Source organism: Enterobacter asburiae, from assembly GCF_007035645.1.
Classification (GTDB): domain Bacteria; phylum Pseudomonadota; class Gammaproteobacteria; order Enterobacterales; family Enterobacteriaceae; genus Enterobacter; species Enterobacter asburiae_B.
This window is the reverse complement of the sequence record NZ_AP019632.1, coordinates 1,919,727-1,939,454: the sequence shown is the minus strand read 5'-3', so window position 1 is coordinate 1,939,454 and position 19,728 is coordinate 1,919,727. Positions and strand designations below refer to the sequence as shown.

Sequence of the window (19,728 nt, the reverse complement as noted above, 5' to 3'; positions counted from 1 at the left end):
TGGCGTTATTTCCTGTTGTCGTGTTGAATCGCCGTCAGCGAGCCTACAGACAACGCTTCTTTATAATGCTTACGACAGACTGAAACATAGCGTTCATTACCGCCTATAACCACCTGCTCGCCATCTGCATAAGGTTTCCCGGCCTGGTCAAGACGAAGCACCATGCTGGCTTTTCGACCGCAGAAGCAGATTGTTTTCAATTCGACAAGCTTATCCGACCAGGCAAGCAAATACTGGCTACCAGCAAAGAGCTCACCGCGGAAATCCGTACGCAGGCCGTAACACAGCACGGGAATATCGAGCTCATCAACCACCTCTGAAAGGGCATGAACCTGTTCACGCGTCAGAAACTGGCTCTCATCTACCAGAACACAGTGAATGGGCTGCAAAGCATGTTCTGTACGAATGTCCTCATATAGATCGGTTTTCGGGTTAAACAGTCTGGCAGGCGACGAGAGCCCTATTCTGGAGCTCACCTTCCCTGCGCCAAAGCGATCGTCAATTTCAGCCGTATAAACAACGGTACGCATCCCGCGCTCCTGGTAATTGTACGAGGATTGCAGCAACGCGGTGGATTTCCCGGCATTCATTGCCGAATAGTAGAAATAAAGTTGTGCCATTGGCCGTAAAACCCTAATCAATGTGTAATATTCCCGATGATTCATTGTACCATAATTTGTCTGGTCATCAGCGATGTAGCACACAGAGGAAGCGTTTCAGCGCGGAGTTCACAACCTTCTTTTCATGAAAATAACCCGCTAAAACATGAAGTAAACTCCCTCAGCCTGGCCAATATGTTATATGTTTAGCCAAACATAACACTGCATTTTATAGTGGAATCGCCGTTCATTAAAATTCACTATTTATTAACTATTTCAGTCTTAACATCACGGTGGGGAACTAATACAAAAGGCTGATATTTCTCCGCCGCAACTATAATTCCTGCGGTAAATGTCACAAAAAAAAGAGGCAATCGACCGGGTCCAGCCGGGTTAGCTGATAACAAACGAGACTGTTGGGTGATGAAATTTAAGTTAGCGTAATTAATAATAGCGGCATTATTTAGTATTTTTTGAATTCCTTACATTCCTGGCTATTGCACAACTGAATTTATGGCTCTATTATTAGGTCAACAAACCACCCCCCATTATAAGTTTGAGATTACTACAATGAGCGAAGCACTTAAAATTCTGAACAACATCCGTACTCTTCGTGCGCAGGCAAGAGAATGCACCCTCGAAACGCTTGAAGAAATGCTGGAAAAATTAGAAGTTGTAGTTAATGAACGTCGCGAAGAAGAAAGCGCAGCTGCCGCTGAAATCGAAGAACGTACTCGTAAACTGCAGCAATATCGTGAAATGCTGATTGCTGATGGTATCGATCCAAATGAATTGCTGAACAGCATGGCTGCAGCTAAAACCGGTACTAAAGCCAAGCGTGCTGCTCGTCCTGCTAAATATAGCTACGTTGATGAGAACGGCGAAACTAAAACCTGGACTGGCCAGGGCCGCACTCCTGCTGTTATCAAGAAAGCCATGGACGAACAAGGTAAACAGCTGGACGACTTCCTGATCAAGGATTAATCCAGCCGTATTCAGAAAAATCCCGCGTAATGCGGGATTTTTTTTAACCTAAATTTGTCGCAAACATCCCCTTACACTCTGTCATAAAGCATTATTTGGCAATTTTAATAACTGTACTTTGAGACAGGTTTTGGAAGTGTTTAGGGCACAAAAAAACCGGTGGGCAGCGCCTCACCGGTTTCGGACATATCTAACCGTGGCTTATTTCTTAATACCTACGCTCTCTTTGAGCCAGGTTTTAAATTCTTCACCAAGAGTATTGTGGCGAATACCATATTCAACGAACGCCTGCATATAACCAAGCTTATTACCGCAGTCATGGCTCTTACCTTTCATATGGTAAGCCTCAACGGTCTCTTTCTCGATCAGCATATCAATGGCATCCGTCAGCTGAATCTCATCACCCGCTCCTGGAGGCGTTTTCGCCAGCAGAGGCCAGATTTCAGCGCTCAGGACATAGCGACCTACAACGGCCAGGTTTGAAGGCGCTACGTCGGCTTTAGGCTTCTCTACCACGCCAACCATTGGCACGCTTTCGCCCGGCTCAAGGTTAACGCCTTTGCAGTCAACCACACCGTATGCCGTCACGTCGTCAACAGGCTCAACCATAATCTGGCTGCTACCGGTTTCGTCGAAACGTTTGATCATCTCTGCCAGGTTATCCTGAGAAAGATCGGATTCGTATTCGTCCAGAATTACGTCAGGCAGAATTACCGCTACAGGCTCATCACCTACAACAGGATGTGCACACATCACAGCGTGGCCCAGACCTTTAGCCAGACCCTGACGAACCTGCATAATGGTAACGTGTGGCGGGCAAATAGACTGAACTTCTTCTAACAGCTGACGCTTAACACGTTTTTCCAGCATGGCTTCAAGTTCAAAGCTTGTATCGAAATGGTTTTCGATAGAGTTTTTTGATGAATGCGTAACCAGCACAATTTCAGTGATGCCGGCTGCGATACATTCATTAACGACATACTGGATTAATGGCTTATCAACCAGAGGCAGCATCTCTTTAGGAATTGCCTTAGTTGCTGGTAACATCCTGGTCCCCAATCCCGCTACCGGGATGACGGCCTTTCTGACTTTCGAATTTAGGGCAGCCATTCAAATTCTCCTGAGCTGTTCAAGTTTTGAACTTTTATGCAATAAATAACGCGTTGAGTATATCAGCCTCGCCCCGCAGTCCGGGTCTGAAAAGAACGCGTTGCCGATCAATTAGGACAAATACGCATGAATCTGGGCAGCGATAGTAGCACTCCCCGTAAAACACAGGTAAAGCAATCTTAAAATTAAGATCCAATTGCTTATTCCGTGGACAACATTAAGCGTAGCCGTCCCCCGGTGCCCCAAATTTGGCACTGCCAGGAGGAACAGCGGTGGCTAATTTGATTCAGATACGCCGTACCCAATGTCCCAAGCGGAACACCGTTACTCACCTGAATATGATGTTCACCGGTATTCAGTGAAGCGTTGAGACCTGCTGAAACGAGGATCAGATTCTTTAAACCGCTGTGGTAATAGCCGACCAGCAGCGGGAACTGTCCGGGCAAATTAGCCTGGCGAAAAAGCTGGTTTACCTGTTTGAGCAAACTGCCTAACTCCGGCAGCCGTTGTCCCTGATGCGATAACTGTTCCTGCAGCAAACCATTAAAAAGCGCACGAAGAAGTAACGCGGCTAATACGCCATTATCCCCTGCCCGGGTGACATCCAGAGAATAAAACGCAAGGTCGGAATCAGATAAAGGTGCGATATCCAGTACCAGTCCCGGCTGGTCAGCCGCTACCAGCTGACGATAATTTACGCGGCAGTGTGAAATAGTTTGCTGTACGGGTGGCTGAAGTTCTTGCAACAGTTTCGCCGCAGCAGGAGGATCACTCACCAGGGCATCCCAGTCCTGGAAAAGACGCTCCTCTTCCTCTACCCGGGAATTAAACATATTCGGATAAAGGCACGCTAAGACCGTTTCTCGCAGCCGGTTCAGATCCTTGACCGGTTTAAGCAGAATATCCTGGACACCGAGTCGCAATGCTTTGGCGATATCCGCCATATTCTCTGTGGCAGAGATCACCAGAATCGGCGTCTGGTTGCCTTCGTTACGCAGATGTTCAACCAGCTTCAGCCCGTTCATGCGCGGCATCTCAATGTCGCAAATCATTAAATCGGGCGTAATGCTGATCATTTTTTCCAGGGCGTCGATACCATCTTCAGCCAGTGAAGTGATTGCTCCCAGCGAGGATAACCACGAATCCAGTAGCGATCGGAAAACGGGCTCGTCTTCAACAATCAAAATGTGTTTTCCGGCCAATGGCTGCGTCATGGTTCCTCCCCTGGCTGACAGTAACTAAATAGTGGCATGCGATCGGCACTATCGCCTGTCAGATTTTGCTGAAGTAGTCAAAAAAAGGTGCTTAACGTGCTGTTTGCACAAAAGGCAACAATTCGTCCATTTTCTTTTCGACGGCTAACGAGCCCGCTGCGATGGCGGCCTCAGCCCGATGGAAATCAAGAGTAGAGATTTGCGGACAGTAAGGCTGAATAAGAATATCTGGCGGATCGCCTGCCATACGATTGCGCTTAAGGCGATTCTCCAGTACCTGGATTGACGTGGTCATGATTTCTATCGCCGTCGGCGCGGTAACCGAGCGTCGCGCGGCCATACGCCCGATTCTACCGCGCAGGCGCTCATGCCAGGCCAGCTTCTCGCCCTCGGCATCTTCGCTCTGGAGATTGACCGGCATGAGGTCCTGTTGCATCAGGTGGGCGTCGTGCTGCAGGTCGACGGCAATTACGATATCCGCCCCCATTGCACGGGTCAGAGAGATGGGAACCGGGTTTACAACGCCACCGTCGACAAGCCAGTAACCGTTGTGTGGGACAGGTGCCATGAGCCCCGGCATACTGCAGGAGGCGCGCACGGCAAGATGGATATCCCCTTCGGTTAACCACAGTTCGCGTCCTGTGCTGAGGTTCGTCGCGACGGCGCCAAAGGGCATCTGACAATCAGTGAAGTCTTCGAGAGGCATAACCTGGCGGAACTGGTTAAAGACGCGTTCGCCGCGCAACAGCCCACCACGCTGCCACGAGAGGTCCATCAGACGCAGGACGTCCCAGTAACTGAAGGAACGCACCCAGGTCTCGAGTTCCGGAAGCTTCCCGCACGCGTAGGCGGAGCCGACAAGCGATCCTATTGAACAACCTGCGACAATATCTACGTTAATGCCCATCTTGTTTAAGGCATTAATCACGCCGATGTGTGACCATCCCCGGGCTGCACCTGAGCCCAGCGCCAGTCCAATTTTAACCTTTCTCATTAGCCCTGTTTTACTTCCCCTGGATTCCTGACATAGCGTCAACGCAACAGCTCAGTTAACATAGTGCTACCCGAAGCGTTTTACGCCTTTATTATTTGTTCCAGGAAGAGAATCGTGTCTCAACTCTGCCCTTGTGGTAGCGCTCTGGAGTATAGCCTATGTTGCCAGCGATATCTGTCTGGCGATCAGGTTGCACCAGACCCGTCACACCTCATGCGTTCACGTTACACTGCTTTTGTGATCAAAGACGCAGACTACCTGATTAAAACCTGGCATCCCTCCTGCCACGCTGCCGAATTCAGACAGGACATCGAAGCCGGCTTCGCGAACACGCAGTGGCTCGGCCTTACCGTCTATGAATCCTCAACGGGCAGTCATGTGGATGAAGGTTACGTCAGCTTTGTTGCTCGTTTTACCGAGAATAATAAACCTGGTGCCATTATCGAGCGTTCCCGGTTCTTAAAGGAAAGCGGGCAGTGGTATTATATTGACGGAACGCGCCCACAGTTTGGTCGTAACGATCCCTGCCCGTGTGGTTCAGGTAAAAAATTTAAAAAGTGTTGCGGGCAGTAATGCCTGACAACCCAGACTTCGCAAATACAAACAGGATTTCCCGGCGATGCAATCATTACAACGTAAAGTTCTGCGCACCATCTGTCCCGATCAAAAAGGACTGATCGCACGAATTACCAACATTTGCTACAAACATGAACTGAATATCGTGCAGAACAACGAGTTCGTTGACCACCGTACCGGCCGCTTCTTTATGCGTACCGAACTCGAAGGTATTTTCAACGACACCACCCTGCTTGCCGATCTCGACAGCGCGCTTCCGGAAGGTTCCGTGCGCGAGCTGACCCCAGCCGGTCGACGCCGCATCGTGATCCTGGTGACCAAAGAAGCACACTGTCTGGGCGACCTGCTGATGAAAGCAAACTACGGCGGTCTGGAGGTGGAAATAGCTGCCGTTATTGGCAACCATGAGACGCTGCGCACGCTGGTCGAGCGTTTTGATATTCCGTTCGAGCTGGTGAGCCACGAAGGCCATACCCGTGAAGAACACGACGATCTGATGGCGCAGGCCATTGAAGCGCATAACCCGGACTACGTGGTGCTGGCGAAATACATGCGCGTGTTAACGCCATCCTTCGTGGCGCGTTTCCCGAACAAGATCATCAACATTCACCACTCGTTCCTGCCGGCCTTTATTGGTGCGCGTCCCTACCACCAGGCCTACGAGCGCGGCGTGAAGATCATCGGTGCGACCGCGCACTACGTGAATGACAACCTGGACGAAGGTCCAATCATCATGCAGGACGTGATTCACGTGGACCACACCTACACGGCCGAGGACATGATGCGTGCAGGGCGTGACGTTGAGAAGAACGTGCTCAGTCGTGCGCTGTATCAGGTGCTGGCGCAGCGTGTCTTTGTCTACGGCAACAGAACCATCATTCTTTAATCTTTCGGAAAATGAATTGATTAGCTTTGCGCCTTTACGGATAAAAAGCAGGCAAACAGCTTCATTTACCTAAAGGAATGCTTTACAGGGGCGTCTCATTTGATATGATGCGCCCCGCTTCCAGCAGAAGCAGGTAAGTCAAAAAGCATTACCCCGTGGTGGGGTTCCCGAGCGGCCAAAGGGAGCAGACTGTAAATCTGCCGTCATCGACTTCGAAGGTTCGAATCCTTCCCCCACCACCATCACCTTCAAATGACGCTAAACCCTCTGTTCGCACCAGGCATCATGCATTTCCGTAACGGGGAAGGATGAGAAGCTTCGACCAAGGTTCGATTCGAGCGTAGCGAGAAAGCGTTGCCGCAGGCAACGACCCGAAGGGCGAGGCGCAACGCGCCGAGTAATCCTTCCCCCACCACCATCACTTTCAAATAAATCCAAACCTCCTTTTTGCACCAGGCATCATGCATTTCCGTAACGGGGAAGGATGAGAAACTTCGACTAAGGTTCGATTCGAGCGTAGCGAGAAAGCGTTGCCGCAGGCAACGACCCGAAGGGCGAGGCGCAACGCGCCGAGTAATCCTTCCCCCACCACCATCACTTTCAAATAATCCAAAAAATCATTATAAAACTGAACCGAATCCGCCTTTGTAGGCCGGGTAAGGCGCAGCCGCCACCCGGCGACAGAAGACAGAAGACAGAAGACAGAAGACAGAAGACAGAAGCCAGAAGCCTACATCGCTGGCAAACGACGCTTCACCGGCGAACTCTTCACAATCGACGTATTGCACTGGGCATGCTCCGCCAGGCCGTCCAGCAGCACATCCAGCTGCTCTATCGATCGCACCACCAGCCTAATCACAAAGCAATCTTCCCCTGTGACTTTGTCGCTCTCAATACACTCCGGCATCGCCTGAATGTACTTATCCACCTTATGCAACAACCCCGGCAAAGGCCGCACGCGCACCAGCGCCTGCAGCGTATACCCCAGCGCCGCCAGATTCACCCGTGCGCCATACCCCTGAATCACACCGCGCTCTTCCAGCCTCTTCAGGCGTTCTGCCGTGCTGGGGGAAGTCAGACCGATGCGTCCGCTGAGCACCTTCAAAGACATGCGCGCATCCTCGACCAGACAGGCTAAAATTTGACGGTCGATATCATCGAGAAGGTATTCCATCGTTTTCACCTAATTTTAAAAAGTCATCACTGCATTTCACCTTATCTCATCCCTGTAAAACCCGACAGCGATTTTCGACAATAGCGTCATACAATCAGGAGGTGGATGATGCGTGATTTCCATAAAGGCGTCTGGCAAATGAGCCTGGCGATGTTAATTTCCGGCTCTATCGGTGCGTTTGTTTTACTCAGCGGTCTGCCGGTGACGGAAGTGGTGTTCTGGCGCTGTCTTATCGGGGCAATAGCGCTTTTTATTTTTATCCGGGCAAGTCAAAAGCCCTTCAGTCCCCTCACCCGCACCACGCTGCTGCTGGCCATTCTCGGCGGCGTAGCGCTCGTGGTGAACTGGCTGCTGCTCTTCGCGGCCTATGAACGGATCTCGATTGGTCTTTCTACCGTGGTCTATAACACCCAGCCGTTTATGCTGGTCTTAATGGGGATGTTTTTAGGTGAGCGCGTTAGCCTGGTGAAATGGGGCTGGCTGTTCCTCGCCTTCGGCGGCGTGGTGATCTTGCTCTCCAGCGAGCTGACCGGCGCGCACGGCGGTGAATGGCTCGCCGGAATCGGCCTGGCGATGGCCGCGGCTTTCTTCTATGCGGTCACGGCCATTATTGCCCGCAAGCTCAGATCCGTTGCGCCGCAGCATATTGCCTTTATCCAGGTGCTGACGGGCGTCGTGATGCTTTTGCCGTTTGCCAGCATGCCGTCATTTTCCGGTGATTTTCCCTGGCCGATCCTGCTGACGCTGGGCATCGTCCATACCGGCATTATGTACCAGCTGCTCTACAGCGCGATCCAGAAGCTGCCTACGCCCATTACCGGCTCCCTGTCGTTTATCTATCCGGTGGTGGCGATCGTTGTCGATAATCTGGTGTTCGGACACTCGCTGAACCTGACGCAGCTGGCGGGCGGCGCGCTGATCCTGTTTGCTGCCGCGGGCAATAACCTGGGCTGGGGCGAAAAAAAACCCCGCGAGTGCGGGGTTGGTATCAAAACGGCGAATTAGCGACGGGCGCGCACAATCTGGTATTTGCGCGTCAGGTACTCCACCGGCGCGCTCCAGATATGCACCAGACGAGAGAACGGGAACAGCACAAACAGCGTCATCCCCAGCACCAGGTGAACGCGGAAGATAAACGCCACGCCGTCCAGGTGCGCGGAGGCTCCGCCGTGGAAGGTCACCACGGACTGCGCCCAGCCGACGAGCTTCATCATTTCGCTGCCGTCCATATGCTGCGCCGAGAACGGAATGGTCAGCAGGCCCAGCGCGCACTGCACCATCAGCAGGGAGAGGATCAGAATATCCGCTGCGGTCGTGGTCGCACGCACGCGCGGGCTGAACAGACGACGTTTCAGCAGCAGCAGGCCCCCCACCAGAGTCATCACGCCGCAGGCACCGCCGGCGATCATCGCCATCTTCTGCTTCACCTCGATCGGCAGCCACGCTTCATACATCCAGTGCGGCGTCAGCATCCCGAGGAAGTGACCGGCAAAAATCCCCAGAATACCGATGTGGAACAGGTTAGAGCCCACATGCATCCCTTTGCGATCCAGCATCTGGCTGGAGGCGGCACGCCAGGTGTACTGGCCGTAGTCGTAACGCAGCCAGCTTCCCACCAGGAACACGGTGCCCGCGATATACGGGTAAATGTCAAAGAAGAACATATTCAGGAAGTGCATTAGTGCCGTCCTCCGTTAGAGATATTCAAATATTGCGGGGCAACCGCGCCGGCAAAGCGACGCTGGTGAGCGGAGATTTCAGACTCGCCGCAGTTCTGGTCAGCAAAGAATTTCACCTGCTCTTCTTCCCAGACCGCATCCAGCGCCTGTGGGGTATCGTCGCGGGCTTCATCCGCAATTTTCTCCGCCACTTTTTCACTGTCGACCGCGGCGTTGGCCAGCTTCACCAGCAGATCGAACAGAACAGCATAGCGGCTCTCGCGCTGCTGAAGACGCGCGCCGAGCAGCGCCAGGATCGGCGCGATATCCTGCAGACCGCCCAGCGCCTCCTCTTTCGGCAGCTGCGCCAGGTACTCCAGATACAGCGGGAGATGATCCGGCAGCTCGCGGCTGTCGAGCTGCAGGCCGTGCTGTTCGTACTGGGCCATCAGGTCCACCATCGCCTGCCCGCGGTCACGGGACTCACCGTGAACGTGTTCAAACAGCAGCAGCGACGTAGCGCGCCCGCGGTCAAACAGCTGGCTGTAGTCCGACTGGGCATCCAGAAGGTCGCGCGCCAGCAGATCGCGGAGGAAAACACCCAGCGTCTGGGCATCGTCTTTATCCAGGTTTTCAGATGACGCGAGTGCATCAAAGAGTTCCTGCTGATGCTGCGCAAGCGCAGCATCCGGGTACTCGAGCAGACGCGAAACAATGACGAGTTCAATCATTGGTGCGGCTCCGTTTTGCTGGTCACATCCATGGCATCGATGCGGCGGCTGTTGAACAGGTTGAATTTGCTGTCTGACCCGTGGCAACCGTCGCCAAAGGTAAAGCCACAGCCATTTTTTTCCGGGAAGGCTTCACGGGCCAGCTCGCGGTGGCTGCTCGGCACCACGAAACGGTCTTCGTAGTTGGCAATCGCCAGATAGCGGTACATCTCCTGCGCCTGCGCTTCGGTCAGACCGACCTCTTCCAGCGCGCGGGTATCGGTCACACCGTCTACGGTTTCCGCACGTTTGAAGTGACGCATCGCCAGCATACGCTTCAGCGCGAGCAGTACCGGCTGGGTGTCCCCGGCGGTCAACAGGTTCGCCAGGTACTGAACCGGAATACGCAGGCTTTCCACGTCCGGCAGGATGCCGTTGCTGCCCAGTTCGCCCGCGTCAGCCGCGGACTGAATCGGCGACAGCGGCGGCACGTACCAGACCATCGGCAGGGTGCGGTATTCCGGGTGCAGCGGCAGGGCCAGCTTCCAGTCCATCGCCATTTTGTACACCGGTGACTGCTGCGCCGCGTCAATCACGCTCTGCGGCACGCCGTCCTTCAGCGCCTGTTCAATCACCTTCGGATCGTTCGGATCGAGGAACACGTCCAGCTGACGCTGATACAGATCTTTCTCGTGCTCGGTGCTGGCGGCATTTTCAATCGCGTCCGCGTCATACAGCAGCACGCCGAGGTAGCGAATACGGCCTACGCAGCTTTCTGAGCAGACGGTCGGCATTCCGGCTTCGATACGCGGGTAGCAGAAGATGCACTTCTCAGATTTACCGCTCTTCCAGTTGAAGTAGATTTTTTTGTACGGGCAGCCGGTGATGCACATACGCCAGCCGCGGCACTTGTCCTGGTCGATCAGCACGATGCCATCTTCTTCACGCTTGTAGATAGCGCCGCTTGGGCAGGTCGCCACGCACGCCGGGTTAAGGCAGTGCTCGCACAGGCGCGGCAGATACATCATGAAGGTATTTTCGAACTGGCCGTACATCGCCTTCTGCATGTTCTCGAAGTTCTGGTCTTTGGCGCGTTTCTCGAACTCGCCGCCCAGAATCTCCTCCCAGTTTGGACCGCTGGTGATCTTGTCCATGCGCTGACCGGTGATCAGCGAGCGCGGACGAGCGATCGGCTGGTGCTTGCTTTCCGGCGCGTTGTGCAGGTTCTGGTAGTCGTAGTCAAACGGCTCGTAGTAATCGTCGATGCCCGGCAGGTGCGGGTTAGCGAAGATTTTACCCAGCAGCATCGCGCGGTTACCCATGCGCGGCTGCAGCTTGCCGTTGATTTTACGGATCCAGCCGCCCTTCCATTTCTCCTGGTTTTCCCAGTCGGTCGGGAAGCCGGTGCCCGGCTTGCTTTCCACGTTGTTGAACCAGGCGTACTCCATACCTTCACGGCTGGTCCAGACGTTTTTACAGGTGACCGAGCAGGTATGACAGCCGATGCATTTATCCAGATTCAGCACCATGCCGACTTGTGAACGAATTTTCATTTTACGCTCTCCTGTACCTGGTCATTACCTTCGCCGTCTAACCAGTTAATATTCTTCATCTTACGTACCACCACGAACTCATCGCGGTTCGATCCTACGGTGCCGTAGTAGTTAAAGCCGTAGGCCAGCTGCGCATAGCCACCGATCATGTGGGTCGGCTTCGGCGTAATACGGGTCACAGAGTTGTGGATCCCGCCGCGCTGCTCGGTAATTTCTGACCCCGGCAGGTTAACGATACGTTCCTGCGCGTGGTACATCATGGTCATCCCGGCCGGTACGCGCTGGCTCACCACCGCACGCGCCGTCAGGGCACCGTTGCTGTTGAACACTTCGATCCAGTCGTTATCTTCGATATCCAGATCTTTGGCGTCCGTTTCGCTCATCCAGACAATCGGACCGCCGCGAGACAGGGTCAGCATCAGCAGGTTGTCGCTGTAGGTGGAGTGAATGCCCCACTTCTGGTGCGGCGTCAGGAAGTTCAGCGCCTTCTCAGGGTTACCGTTCGATTTCGCGCCCATCACCGCTTTCACGGAGCGGGTGTCGATTGGCGGACGGTAGACCAGCAGGCTTTCACCGAAGTCGCGCATCCACTGGTGATCCTGATACAGCGACTGACGACCGGACAGGGTGCGCCATGGGATCAGCTCGTGAACGTTGGTGTAGCCCGCGTTATAGGACACGTGCTCATCCTCCAGGCCAGACCAGGTCGGGCTGGAGATAATCTTGCGCGGCTGCGCCTGAATATCGCGGAAGCGGATTTTCTCTTCCTCTTTATTCGTCGCCAGGTGCGTATGGTCGCGACCGGTGAACTCGCTCAGCGCCGCCCAGGCTTTGACGGCAACGTGGCCGTTGGTTTCCGGGGCCAGGGTCAGGATCATCTCTGCTGCATCAATCGCCGTGTTCAGCATGGGCTGGCCTTTCGCCGGGCCGTCCGCTTTGGTGTAGTTGAGCTTGCGCAGCAGATCCATCTCGCTCTGGGTGTTCCAGGCGATCCCCTTCCCGCCGTTACCGATTTTCTCCATCAGCGGGCCGATAGAGGTAAAGCGCTCGTAGGTTGCCGGATAGTCGCGTTCAACCGGAATAATGTGCGGCGCGGTTACGCCCGGGATCAGGTCGCATTCGCCTTTTTTCCAGTCCTTCACGTCCAGCGGCTGCGCCAGTTCGGCGGCGGAGTCGTGCTGGATTGGCAGCGTCACCACGTCGGTCTCTTTGCCGAGGTGCCCTACGCAGACTTCGGAGAATTTCTTCGCGATGTCTTTGTAGATATCCCAGTCGCTTTTCGATTCCCACGCCGGGTCAACGGCCGCAGACAGCGGATGAATAAACGGATGCATATCCGAGGTATTCATGTCGTCTTTTTCGTACCAGGTCGCGGTTGGCAGCACGATGTCGGAGTACAGGCAGGTGCTGGACAGACGGAAGTCGAGCGTCACCACCAGATCCAACTTGCCGTCGAGGCCGTTATCTTTCCACTCCACCTCTTCCGGCTTCACGCCGCCCTGCTTGCCGAGATCTTTCCCCTGGATACCGTTTTCGGTACCGAGCAGGTATTTCAGCATGTACTCGTGGCCTTTACCGGACGAGCCCAGCAGGTTGGAGCGCCAGATGAACAGGTTACGCGGATGGTTTTTACCGTTCTCCGGCTGTTCAGCCGCGAAGCGGATTGAGCCATCCTTCAGGGATTTCACGGTGTAATCCACCGGTGACATGCCCGCCTGCTTCGCCGCTTCCGCAATGCGCAGCGGGTTAGTGCCCAGCTGCGGCGCCGACGGCAGCCAGCCCATGCGCTCTGCGCGCACGTTGAAGTCAATCAGGTGGCCGCTGTAGCGGGATTTATCCGCCATCGGCGACAGCAGCTCCTGCGCGGTGACCGTTTCGTAGCGCCACTGGCTGGAGTGGTTATAGAAGTAGGAGGTACTGTTCATATGGCGTGCCGGACGCTGCCAGTCGAGGGCAAACGCCAGCGGCTGCCAGCCGGTCTGCGGACGCAGTTTTTCCTGGCCGACGTAGTGTGCCCAGCCGCCGCCGCTCTGACCAACGCAGCCGCAGAAGATCAGCATGTTGATCAGACCGCGATAGTTCATATCGAGGTGATACCAGTGGTTCAGACCCGCGCCGACGATGATCATCGAACGGCCGTGCGTTTTGTCCGCGTTTTCAGCGAACTCACGTGCGATACGGGTAATGTGCGCACGTGGCACGCCGGTAATCTGTTCCGCCCAGGCCGGGGTGTAGGCCTTCACGTCGTCATAGCCGGTTGCGCAGTTTTCATCGCCCAGACCGCGTTCCAGACCGTAGTTCGCCATGGTCAGGTCATAAACGGTGGTGACCAGCGCGGTAGAGCCGTCGGCCAGCTGCAGGCGCTTAACCGGTAGTTTGTGCATCAGAACGTTTTTCAGTTCAACCTTGTTGAAGTGCTCTGAACCTTCGCCACCGAAGTACGGGAACCCGACCTCGGCGATCTCGTCCTGGCTACCCAGCATGCTTAGGCGCAGCTCCGTCTCTTCACCGGTCGTACCGTTGCGTTGCTCAAGGTTCCACTTGCCCTTCTCGCCCCAGCGGAAGCCGATTGAGCCGTTTGGCGCCACCAGCTCGCCGTTGCTGTTATACGCAACGGTTTTCCACTCAGGGTTGTTTTCCTGGCCCAGCGAATCCACCAGATCGGCGGCGCGCAGCGTGCGGCCAGCGGCATAGTAGCCCTCCCGCTCTTCCAGCATGACCAGCATCGGCATGTCGGTGTAGCGGCGAACGTAGTCGGTGAAGTACTGGCTTGGCTTATCAAGATGGAATTCACGCAGCATGACGTGGCCCATCGCCATCGCCATCGCGGCGTCGGTACCCTGTTTCGGCGCCAGCCACAGATCGCAAAGCTTGGCGATTTCCGCGTAGTCAGGGGTCACCGCCACGGTTTTGGTGCCTTTGTAACGGACTTCGGTAAAGAAGTGCGCGTCCGGCGTACGGGTCTGAGGTACGTTTGAGCCCCAGGCGATGATGTAGCTGGAGTTATACCAGTCCGCGGATTCCGGCACGTCGGTCTGCTCGCCCCAGGTCTGCGGAGACGCAGGCGGCAGGTCGCAGTACCAGTCGTAGAAGCTCAGGCAGGTACCGCCGATCAGCGACAGATAGCGCGCCCCGGAGGCGTAAGAGACCATCGACATCGCCGGGATAGGCGAGAAGCCCGCCACGCGGTCAGGACCGTAGGTTTTAACGGTGTAGACGTTGGAGGCGGCAATCAGCTCGTTTACCTCTTTCCACGAGGAGCGAACGAAACCGCCGCGACCGCGAGCCTGCTTGAAGCTTTTTGCTTTGTCAGCGTCTTCGATGATGGACGCCCAGGCATCCACCGGATCGCTGTGCTGTACTTTCGCCTCACGCCACATTTTCATCAGGCGCTTGCGCATCAGCGGGTATTTCAGACGGTTAGCGCTGTAGAGATACCAGGAGTAGCTGGCACCGCGCGGGCAGCCGCGCGGTTCGTGGTTTGGCATATCCGGGCGGGTGCGCGGATAGTCGGTCTGCTGCATTTCCCAGGTCACCAGACCGTTTTTAACGAAAATCTTCCAGCTGCATGAGCCGGTACAGTTCACGCCGTGGGTCGAACGGACGACTTTGTCATGCTGCCAGCGCTGGCGGTAACCGTCTTCCCAGTCCCGGTTGGTATCCAGAACCTGGCCGTGCCCATCGGCAAAAGTTTCACCCTTCTGTTTGAAGTAGCGAAACCGGTCCAAAAATTTGCTCATCGGGTATCTCCTGTGTGGAGCCTGTGGCTCTCTAAATCGACATTGCTGATTTGCAGCGAAGGTAACGCCCTGAAAGAGGGGGAGAATTGATAACGATCAAGACGAGGAGGGACTTTCAGGCGAGGGGTTACACCAAATACCACCAAAGCGGTATCTTCAAAAATTTCATATCATCATGAAATATAGAGTTATTTTTATTTTATCGTACAAAAAGCCAGTCAAAATTTAACATCTCAGGTATTAAGGGGTAGAGCCACCTGCAAAGCGATGGCGATCGCAGTGTCACCGCAGGCGTCTGCCGTAAAAGCCGTAAGTATGTTGTAACTATTATTCAGGCTAAAAAAAACGCGGCCCGAAGGCCGCGTAAACGGATAATCACACTTACTTATTTTTCTTGGTATTTCGGCCATATACCAGCCACGTAATCACAACGCAGGCGATATAGAAGACGAGGAAGACTTTCATGGCGCCGGCCGGTGAGCCGGTCAGGTCCAGAGAGATACCGAACGCTTTCGGGATAAAGAAGCCGCCAATCGCGCCGATGGCAGAGATAAAGCCCAGCGCCGCGGCCGTATCCGTCGCCGCTTCGCGCATGGCCTGCTCTTCGCTACCGCCCTGCGCCTTCACCCGATCCATCGTCAGCTTACGGAAGATCACGGAGATCATCTGGAAGGTAGACGCGCTCCCCAGCCCGGCCGTCAGGAACAGCACCATAAACACGCCGAAGAAGGCGATGAAGTTACCGCCCTGCCCGTCGACGGGCAGCGTCAGGAACAGCAGCGCGCAGAAGACCGCCATCACGACGAAGTTCACCAGCGTCACGCGGGTACCGCCGAGACGGTCAGAGACCATGCCGCCCAGCGAACGCGCCAGGGCACCGATAAACGGCCCGAAGAAGGCAAAGTGCAGGATCTGAATCTCCGGGAACTGCGTTTTCGACAGCATCGCGAAGCCCGCAGAGAAGCCGATAAACGAACCGAAGGTGGCCAGATACAGCAGCGCCATCACCCAGAGGTGTCCACGCTTCAGCACCGGCAGCTGTTCGCTCAGCGACGCCTTCGACGCGGACAGGTCATTCATAAAGAACCAGGCTGCGAGGGTGAAGACCACCAGGAAAGGTACCCAGATCCAGGCGGCGTTCTGCAGATAGAGGGAAGAACCATCCGCCTGCTCAACGCCACCGCCGCCAAAGGCCGCGAAAATAGAAACAGAGATCGCCAGCGGGGCAATCAGCTGCATCACGCTGACGCCCATATTCCCCAGGCCGCCGTTAATGCCCAGCGCACCGCCCTGCTTCGCTTTCGGGAAGAAGAAGCTGATGTTCGCCATGCTGGAGGCGAAGTTCGCACCCGCAAAACCGCACAGCAGGGAAATAATCACGAACACGCTGAACGGCGTAGAGGTATCCTGCACCGCGAAGCCGAGCCAGACGCAGGGGACGATCATGATGCCCGTACTGAACGCCGTCCAGCGACGACCGCCAAACACCGGCACCATAAACGCGTAAGGCACACGCAGCAGCGCGCCTGACAGCGACGGCAGCGCGGTCAGCATGAACAGCTGATCGGTCGTAAACGTAAAACCCACTTTCGGCAGATTTACCGCCACCGCGCTAAACAACATCCATACGCAAAACGCTAATAACAAACACGGCACGGAAATCCACAGATTCCGGCTGGCTACACGATGGCCGCGCTGTTGCCAGAACGCCGGATCCTCTGGACGCCAGTCTGTAATAACGGCACCATTTTCCCTTTCGGGAGCGGATGAGTGACTCATAGACACCTCTGATTCTCGAATGATGCTGCAAACATTAGGGCTTTAGGGCGGCGGTAAGTTGATATAAATCAAAGGAAAAGTGGGAGAATTTGCGGCGTAAAATAAGGCCTCACCCTTAGTGAGTAGGCTAATTCGGTAAAAAAGACGTGGTTTTTCACGGCACTGACGGTTCCAGACTACCCCCACCTCCTTCCCCCTACTCCGTTGGCAATTTAGGGGTAATCCTTTATTGGTATGGGTATACTCCAGGGTATGCACCAGAATAGCGCCATTCCTGCAAGCAGGCCACGTCAGGAGCACGCCACCTCTATGTTAAAAAGATGTTTATCTCCGCTGACGCTCGTGAATCAGCTCGCTCTGATTGTTTTGCTGTCCACCGCCATCGGCGTGACCGGCATGGCGATCTCCGGCTGGCTGGTACAGGGCGTACAGGGTAATGCGCATGCCATCAACGAGGCAGGCTCGCTACGCATGCAGAGTTATCGCCTGCTGGCGTCGGTTCCCCTGACGCAGGACGATCGGCCTCTGATTGATGAAATGGAGCGCACGGTCTTCAGCCCCGAACTGGAAAACGCCGCCATCCGCGCCGGTCAGCAATATCAGCTTAAAGCCCTTCAGGGCTACTGGCACACCCAGCTGGAGCCCGGGCTGAAACAGGCGCGCAGCACGGAAACCGTTGCGCAGGACGTGGCGGGGTTCGTCTCACGCATTGATGCGCTGGTCTCCTCTTTCGACCAAACCACCGAATTACGCATCGACCGGGTGGTGATGGTGCACCGCGCCATGGCGCTGTTTATGGGGCTGCTGCTGATCTTCACTATCGTCTGGCTCCGTGCGCGGCTGCTAAACCCGTGGAAACAGCTGCTGGCAATGGCCCGCGCGGTCACCGCACGCGATTTTACCCAGCGCACGCACATCAGCGGGCGCAACGAGATGGCCATGCTCGGTCAGGCGCTCAACACCATGTCTGCAGAGCTCTCCGAGAGCTACGCGGTGCTGGAACAGCGCGTTCAGGAAAAAACGGCCGGACTGGAGCAGAAAAACGAGATCCTCTCCTTCCTGTGGCAGGCCAACCGTCGTCTGCACATGCAGGTGCCGCTATGCGAACGCCTCTCTCCGGTGCTGAACGGCCTGCAAAATCTAACCCTCCTTCACGACCTTGAGCTGCGCGTCTACGACGTGGAAGACGAAGATAACCATCAGGAATTTACCTGTCAGTCGGATATGTCCTGCGATGACAAAGGCTGCCATCTTTGCCCTCGCGGCCTGCCGCCGCTGACGTCCGGCGGCACCACCCTGAAGTGGCGCCTGACCGACAGCCACACCCAGTACGGTATTCTGCTGGCAACGCTGCCAGCCGGGCGTCACCTGAGCCACGACCAGCAGCAGCTGGTCGATACGCTGGTCGAACAGCTAACGGCCACGCTGGCGCTCGACAGACATCAGGAAAAGCAGCAGCAGCTGATCGTCATGGAAGAGCGCGCGACCATCGCCCGCGAGCTTCACGACTCGATCGCCCAGTCGCTCTCCTGTATGAAAATGCAGGTGAGCTGCCTGCAGATGCAGGATGCGGAGATGCCCGAAAGCAACAAGCAGCTGCTCAGCCAGATCCGCAACGAGCTGAACACCTCCTGGATACAGCTTCGCGAGCTGCTGACCACCTTCCGTCTGCAGCTGACCGAGCCGGGCCTGCGTCCGGCGCTGGAGTCCAGCTGTCACGAATTTAGCGCCCGACTGGGGTTCCCGGTGAAGCTGGACTACCAGCTGCCGCCGCGGTTTGTCCCCTCCCACCAGGCCATACATGTACTGCAGATCGCCCGTGAAGCGCTGAGCAACGTGCTCAAGCATTCCGGCGCGACGGCGGTAACGGTCACCGTCAGCCAGCACAGCAATCAGGTGAAGCTCACGGTTCACGACAACGGCCGCGGCGTGCCGGAAAATGCCGAACGCACTAACCACTATGGTTTAATTATTATGCGAGACCGCGCCCAAAGCCTGCGCGGTGATTGCCAGGTTCGCCGGAGAGAGACGGGTGGCACGGAAGTTGTCGTCACCTTTATTCCCGAGAAACCGCTTACAACTGCTCAAGGAGAAACCCATGACTAATCAGGAACCGGCATCCATCCTGCTGATCGACGACCATCCGATGCTGCGTACTGGCGTGAAACAGCTGGTCAGCATGGCGCCCGATATCACCGTGGTTGGCGAAGCCAGCAACGGTGAACAGGGCATTGAGCTTGCCGAATCCCTCGATCCCGATCTGATCCTGCTCGATCTGAATATGCCCGGCATGAACGGTCTGGAAACCCTCGACAAGCTGCGGGAAAAATCGCTTTCCGGACGCATCGTCGTCTTTAGCGTGTCGAACCATGAAGAGGATGTGGTCACGGCGCTGAAGCGCGGGGCGGATGGTTATCTGCTCAAGGATATGGAGCCGGAAGACTTGCTTAAGGCGCTGCAGCAGGCCGCGGCGGGCGAGATGGTTCTCAGCGAAGCCTTAACGCCGGTGCTGGCCGCCAGCCTGCGCGCCAATCGCGCCACCTCTGACCGCGACGTCAGCCAGTTAACCCCGCGCGAGCGCGATATTCTCAAACTCATTGCCCAGGGGCTGCCGAACAAAATGATCGCCCGCCGCCTGGACATCACCGAAAGCACGGTCAAAGTGCACGTGAAGCATATGCTGAAGAAAATGAAGCTCAAATCCCGCGTTGAAGCCGCGGTGTGGGTGCATCAGGAACGCATTTTTTAAGG

At 55.5% G+C, this 19,728-nt stretch carries 16 protein-coding genes, 1 tRNA gene and 2 other RNA genes; 9 read left to right on the top strand and 10 right to left on the bottom strand.

The window, feature by feature from the left end; genetic code table 11:
- Positions 1–5 precede the first annotated feature (5 nt).
- A complete protein-coding gene (gene tdk, locus FOY96_RS09190) occupies positions 6–620 on the bottom strand; it encodes a thymidine kinase (RefSeq protein ID WP_033145758.1) in 615 nt (204 codons plus the stop codon).
- 549 nt (positions 621–1,169) lie between these two features.
- Here tdk and hns point away from each other — a divergent pair.
- Entirely contained in the window at positions 1,170–1,583 is a 414-nt protein-coding gene (gene hns, locus FOY96_RS09185) for a histone-like nucleoid-structuring protein H-NS (protein ID WP_008502781.1), read from the top strand.
- 201 nt (positions 1,584–1,784) lie between these two features.
- On the opposite strand, the gene galU is transcribed toward hns, so the two are convergent.
- The 3 genes from galU to rssA all read right to left on the bottom strand — a co-directional run bounded on the left by galU (position 1,785) and on the right by rssA (position 4,901).
- Entirely contained in the window at positions 1,785–2,693 is a 909-nt protein-coding gene (gene galU / locus FOY96_RS09180) for a UTP--glucose-1-phosphate uridylyltransferase GalU (protein WP_033145759.1), read from the bottom strand.
- 200 nt (positions 2,694–2,893) lie between these two features.
- Positions 2,894–3,907, bottom strand: a complete 1,014-nt coding sequence (rssB, locus tag FOY96_RS09175; RefSeq protein ID WP_048980116.1) for a two-component system response regulator RssB — start codon at positions 3,905–3,907, stop codon at positions 2,894–2,896.
- A gap of 91 nt (positions 3,908–3,998) precedes the next feature.
- A complete protein-coding gene (gene rssA, locus FOY96_RS09170) occupies positions 3,999–4,901 on the bottom strand; it encodes a patatin-like phospholipase RssA (RefSeq protein ID WP_143346876.1) in 903 nt (300 codons plus the stop codon).
- A 114-nt stretch (positions 4,902–5,015) separates the two neighbouring features.
- Between rssA and FOY96_RS09165 the strand changes: the two genes are divergently transcribed.
- The 5 genes from FOY96_RS09165 to FOY96_RS09145 all read left to right on the top strand — a co-directional run bounded on the left by FOY96_RS09165 (position 5,016) and on the right by FOY96_RS09145 (position 6,957).
- Positions 5,016–5,474 carry a YchJ family protein gene (locus FOY96_RS09165; RefSeq protein ID WP_045888025.1) on the top strand — a complete coding sequence of 153 codons (459 nt, stop codon included), beginning with the start codon at positions 5,016–5,018 and terminating at the stop codon, positions 5,472–5,474.
- Between the two features lie 46 nt (positions 5,475–5,520).
- Complete coding sequence (gene purU / locus FOY96_RS09160) at positions 5,521–6,363, top strand: formyltetrahydrofolate deformylase (protein ID WP_143346875.1); 843 nt, start codon at positions 5,521–5,523, stop codon at positions 6,361–6,363.
- A gap of 157 nt (positions 6,364–6,520) precedes the next feature.
- Positions 6,521–6,605, top strand: a tRNA-Tyr gene (locus tag FOY96_RS09155).
- A gap of 45 nt (positions 6,606–6,650) precedes the next feature.
- Positions 6,651–6,781: non-coding RNA, RtT sRNA (locus tag FOY96_RS09150), on the top strand.
- A gap of 45 nt (positions 6,782–6,826) precedes the next feature.
- Positions 6,827–6,957, top strand: a non-coding RNA gene (locus FOY96_RS09145) — RtT sRNA.
- A 136-nt stretch (positions 6,958–7,093) separates the two neighbouring features.
- Here the strand turns inward: FOY96_RS09145 and FOY96_RS09140 are convergent.
- Positions 7,094–7,537, bottom strand: a complete 444-nt coding sequence (locus tag FOY96_RS09140) for an Lrp/AsnC family transcriptional regulator (RefSeq protein ID WP_143346874.1) — start codon at positions 7,535–7,537, stop codon at positions 7,094–7,096.
- A gap of 108 nt (positions 7,538–7,645) precedes the next feature.
- Between FOY96_RS09140 and FOY96_RS09135 the strand changes: the two genes are divergently transcribed.
- Positions 7,646–8,542 carry a DMT family transporter gene (locus FOY96_RS09135; RefSeq protein ID WP_039263577.1) on the top strand — a complete coding sequence of 299 codons (897 nt, stop codon included), beginning with the start codon at positions 7,646–7,648 and terminating at the stop codon, positions 8,540–8,542.
- Here the strand turns inward: FOY96_RS09135 and narI are convergent.
- The 5 genes from narI to FOY96_RS09110 all read right to left on the bottom strand — a co-directional run bounded on the left by narI (position 8,539) and on the right by FOY96_RS09110 (position 16,977).
- The gene (narI, locus tag FOY96_RS09130) at positions 8,539–9,216 is read right to left on the bottom strand and encodes a respiratory nitrate reductase subunit gamma (protein WP_023312107.1); all 678 of its coding nucleotides are present in this window, start codon (positions 9,214–9,216) and stop codon (positions 8,539–8,541) included. The genes FOY96_RS09135 and narI overlap by 4 nt on opposite strands.
- On the bottom strand, positions 9,216–9,926 hold the full coding sequence (gene narJ / locus FOY96_RS09125; protein ID WP_033145763.1) for a nitrate reductase molybdenum cofactor assembly chaperone: 711 nt from the start codon (positions 9,924–9,926) through the stop codon (positions 9,216–9,218). Before narJ ends, narI begins: the two co-directional genes overlap by 1 nt.
- The gene (gene narH / locus FOY96_RS09120) at positions 9,923–11,458 is read right to left on the bottom strand and encodes a nitrate reductase subunit beta (protein ID WP_023312109.1); all 1,536 of its coding nucleotides are present in this window, start codon (positions 11,456–11,458) and stop codon (positions 9,923–9,925) included. Before narH ends, narJ begins: the two co-directional genes overlap by 4 nt.
- Positions 11,455–15,198: a nitrate reductase subunit alpha gene (locus tag FOY96_RS09115; RefSeq protein ID WP_143346873.1), complete on the bottom strand. Its 3,744-nt coding sequence runs from the start codon at positions 15,196–15,198 to the stop codon at positions 11,455–11,457. Before FOY96_RS09115 ends, narH begins: the two co-directional genes overlap by 4 nt.
- Before the next feature lie 381 nt (positions 15,199–15,579).
- Positions 15,580–16,977 (bottom strand): NarK family nitrate/nitrite MFS transporter, encoded by a 1,398-nt coding sequence (locus FOY96_RS09110; protein ID WP_033145765.1) that lies wholly within the window; start codon positions 16,975–16,977, stop codon positions 15,580–15,582.
- A gap of 309 nt (positions 16,978–17,286) precedes the next feature.
- Here FOY96_RS09110 and narX point away from each other — a divergent pair, with 309 nt between their 5' ends.
- Both narX and narL read left to right on the top strand, forming a co-directional pair.
- The gene (narX, locus tag FOY96_RS09105) at positions 17,287–19,083 is read left to right on the top strand and encodes a nitrate/nitrite two-component system sensor histidine kinase NarX (RefSeq protein ID WP_143346872.1); all 1,797 of its coding nucleotides are present in this window, start codon (positions 17,287–17,289) and stop codon (positions 19,081–19,083) included.
- On the top strand, positions 19,076–19,726 hold the full coding sequence (gene narL, locus FOY96_RS09100; RefSeq protein ID WP_008499531.1) for a two-component system response regulator NarL: 651 nt from the start codon (positions 19,076–19,078) through the stop codon (positions 19,724–19,726). Before narX ends, narL begins: the two co-directional genes overlap by 8 nt.
- Positions 19,727–19,728: the final 2 nt, after the last annotated feature.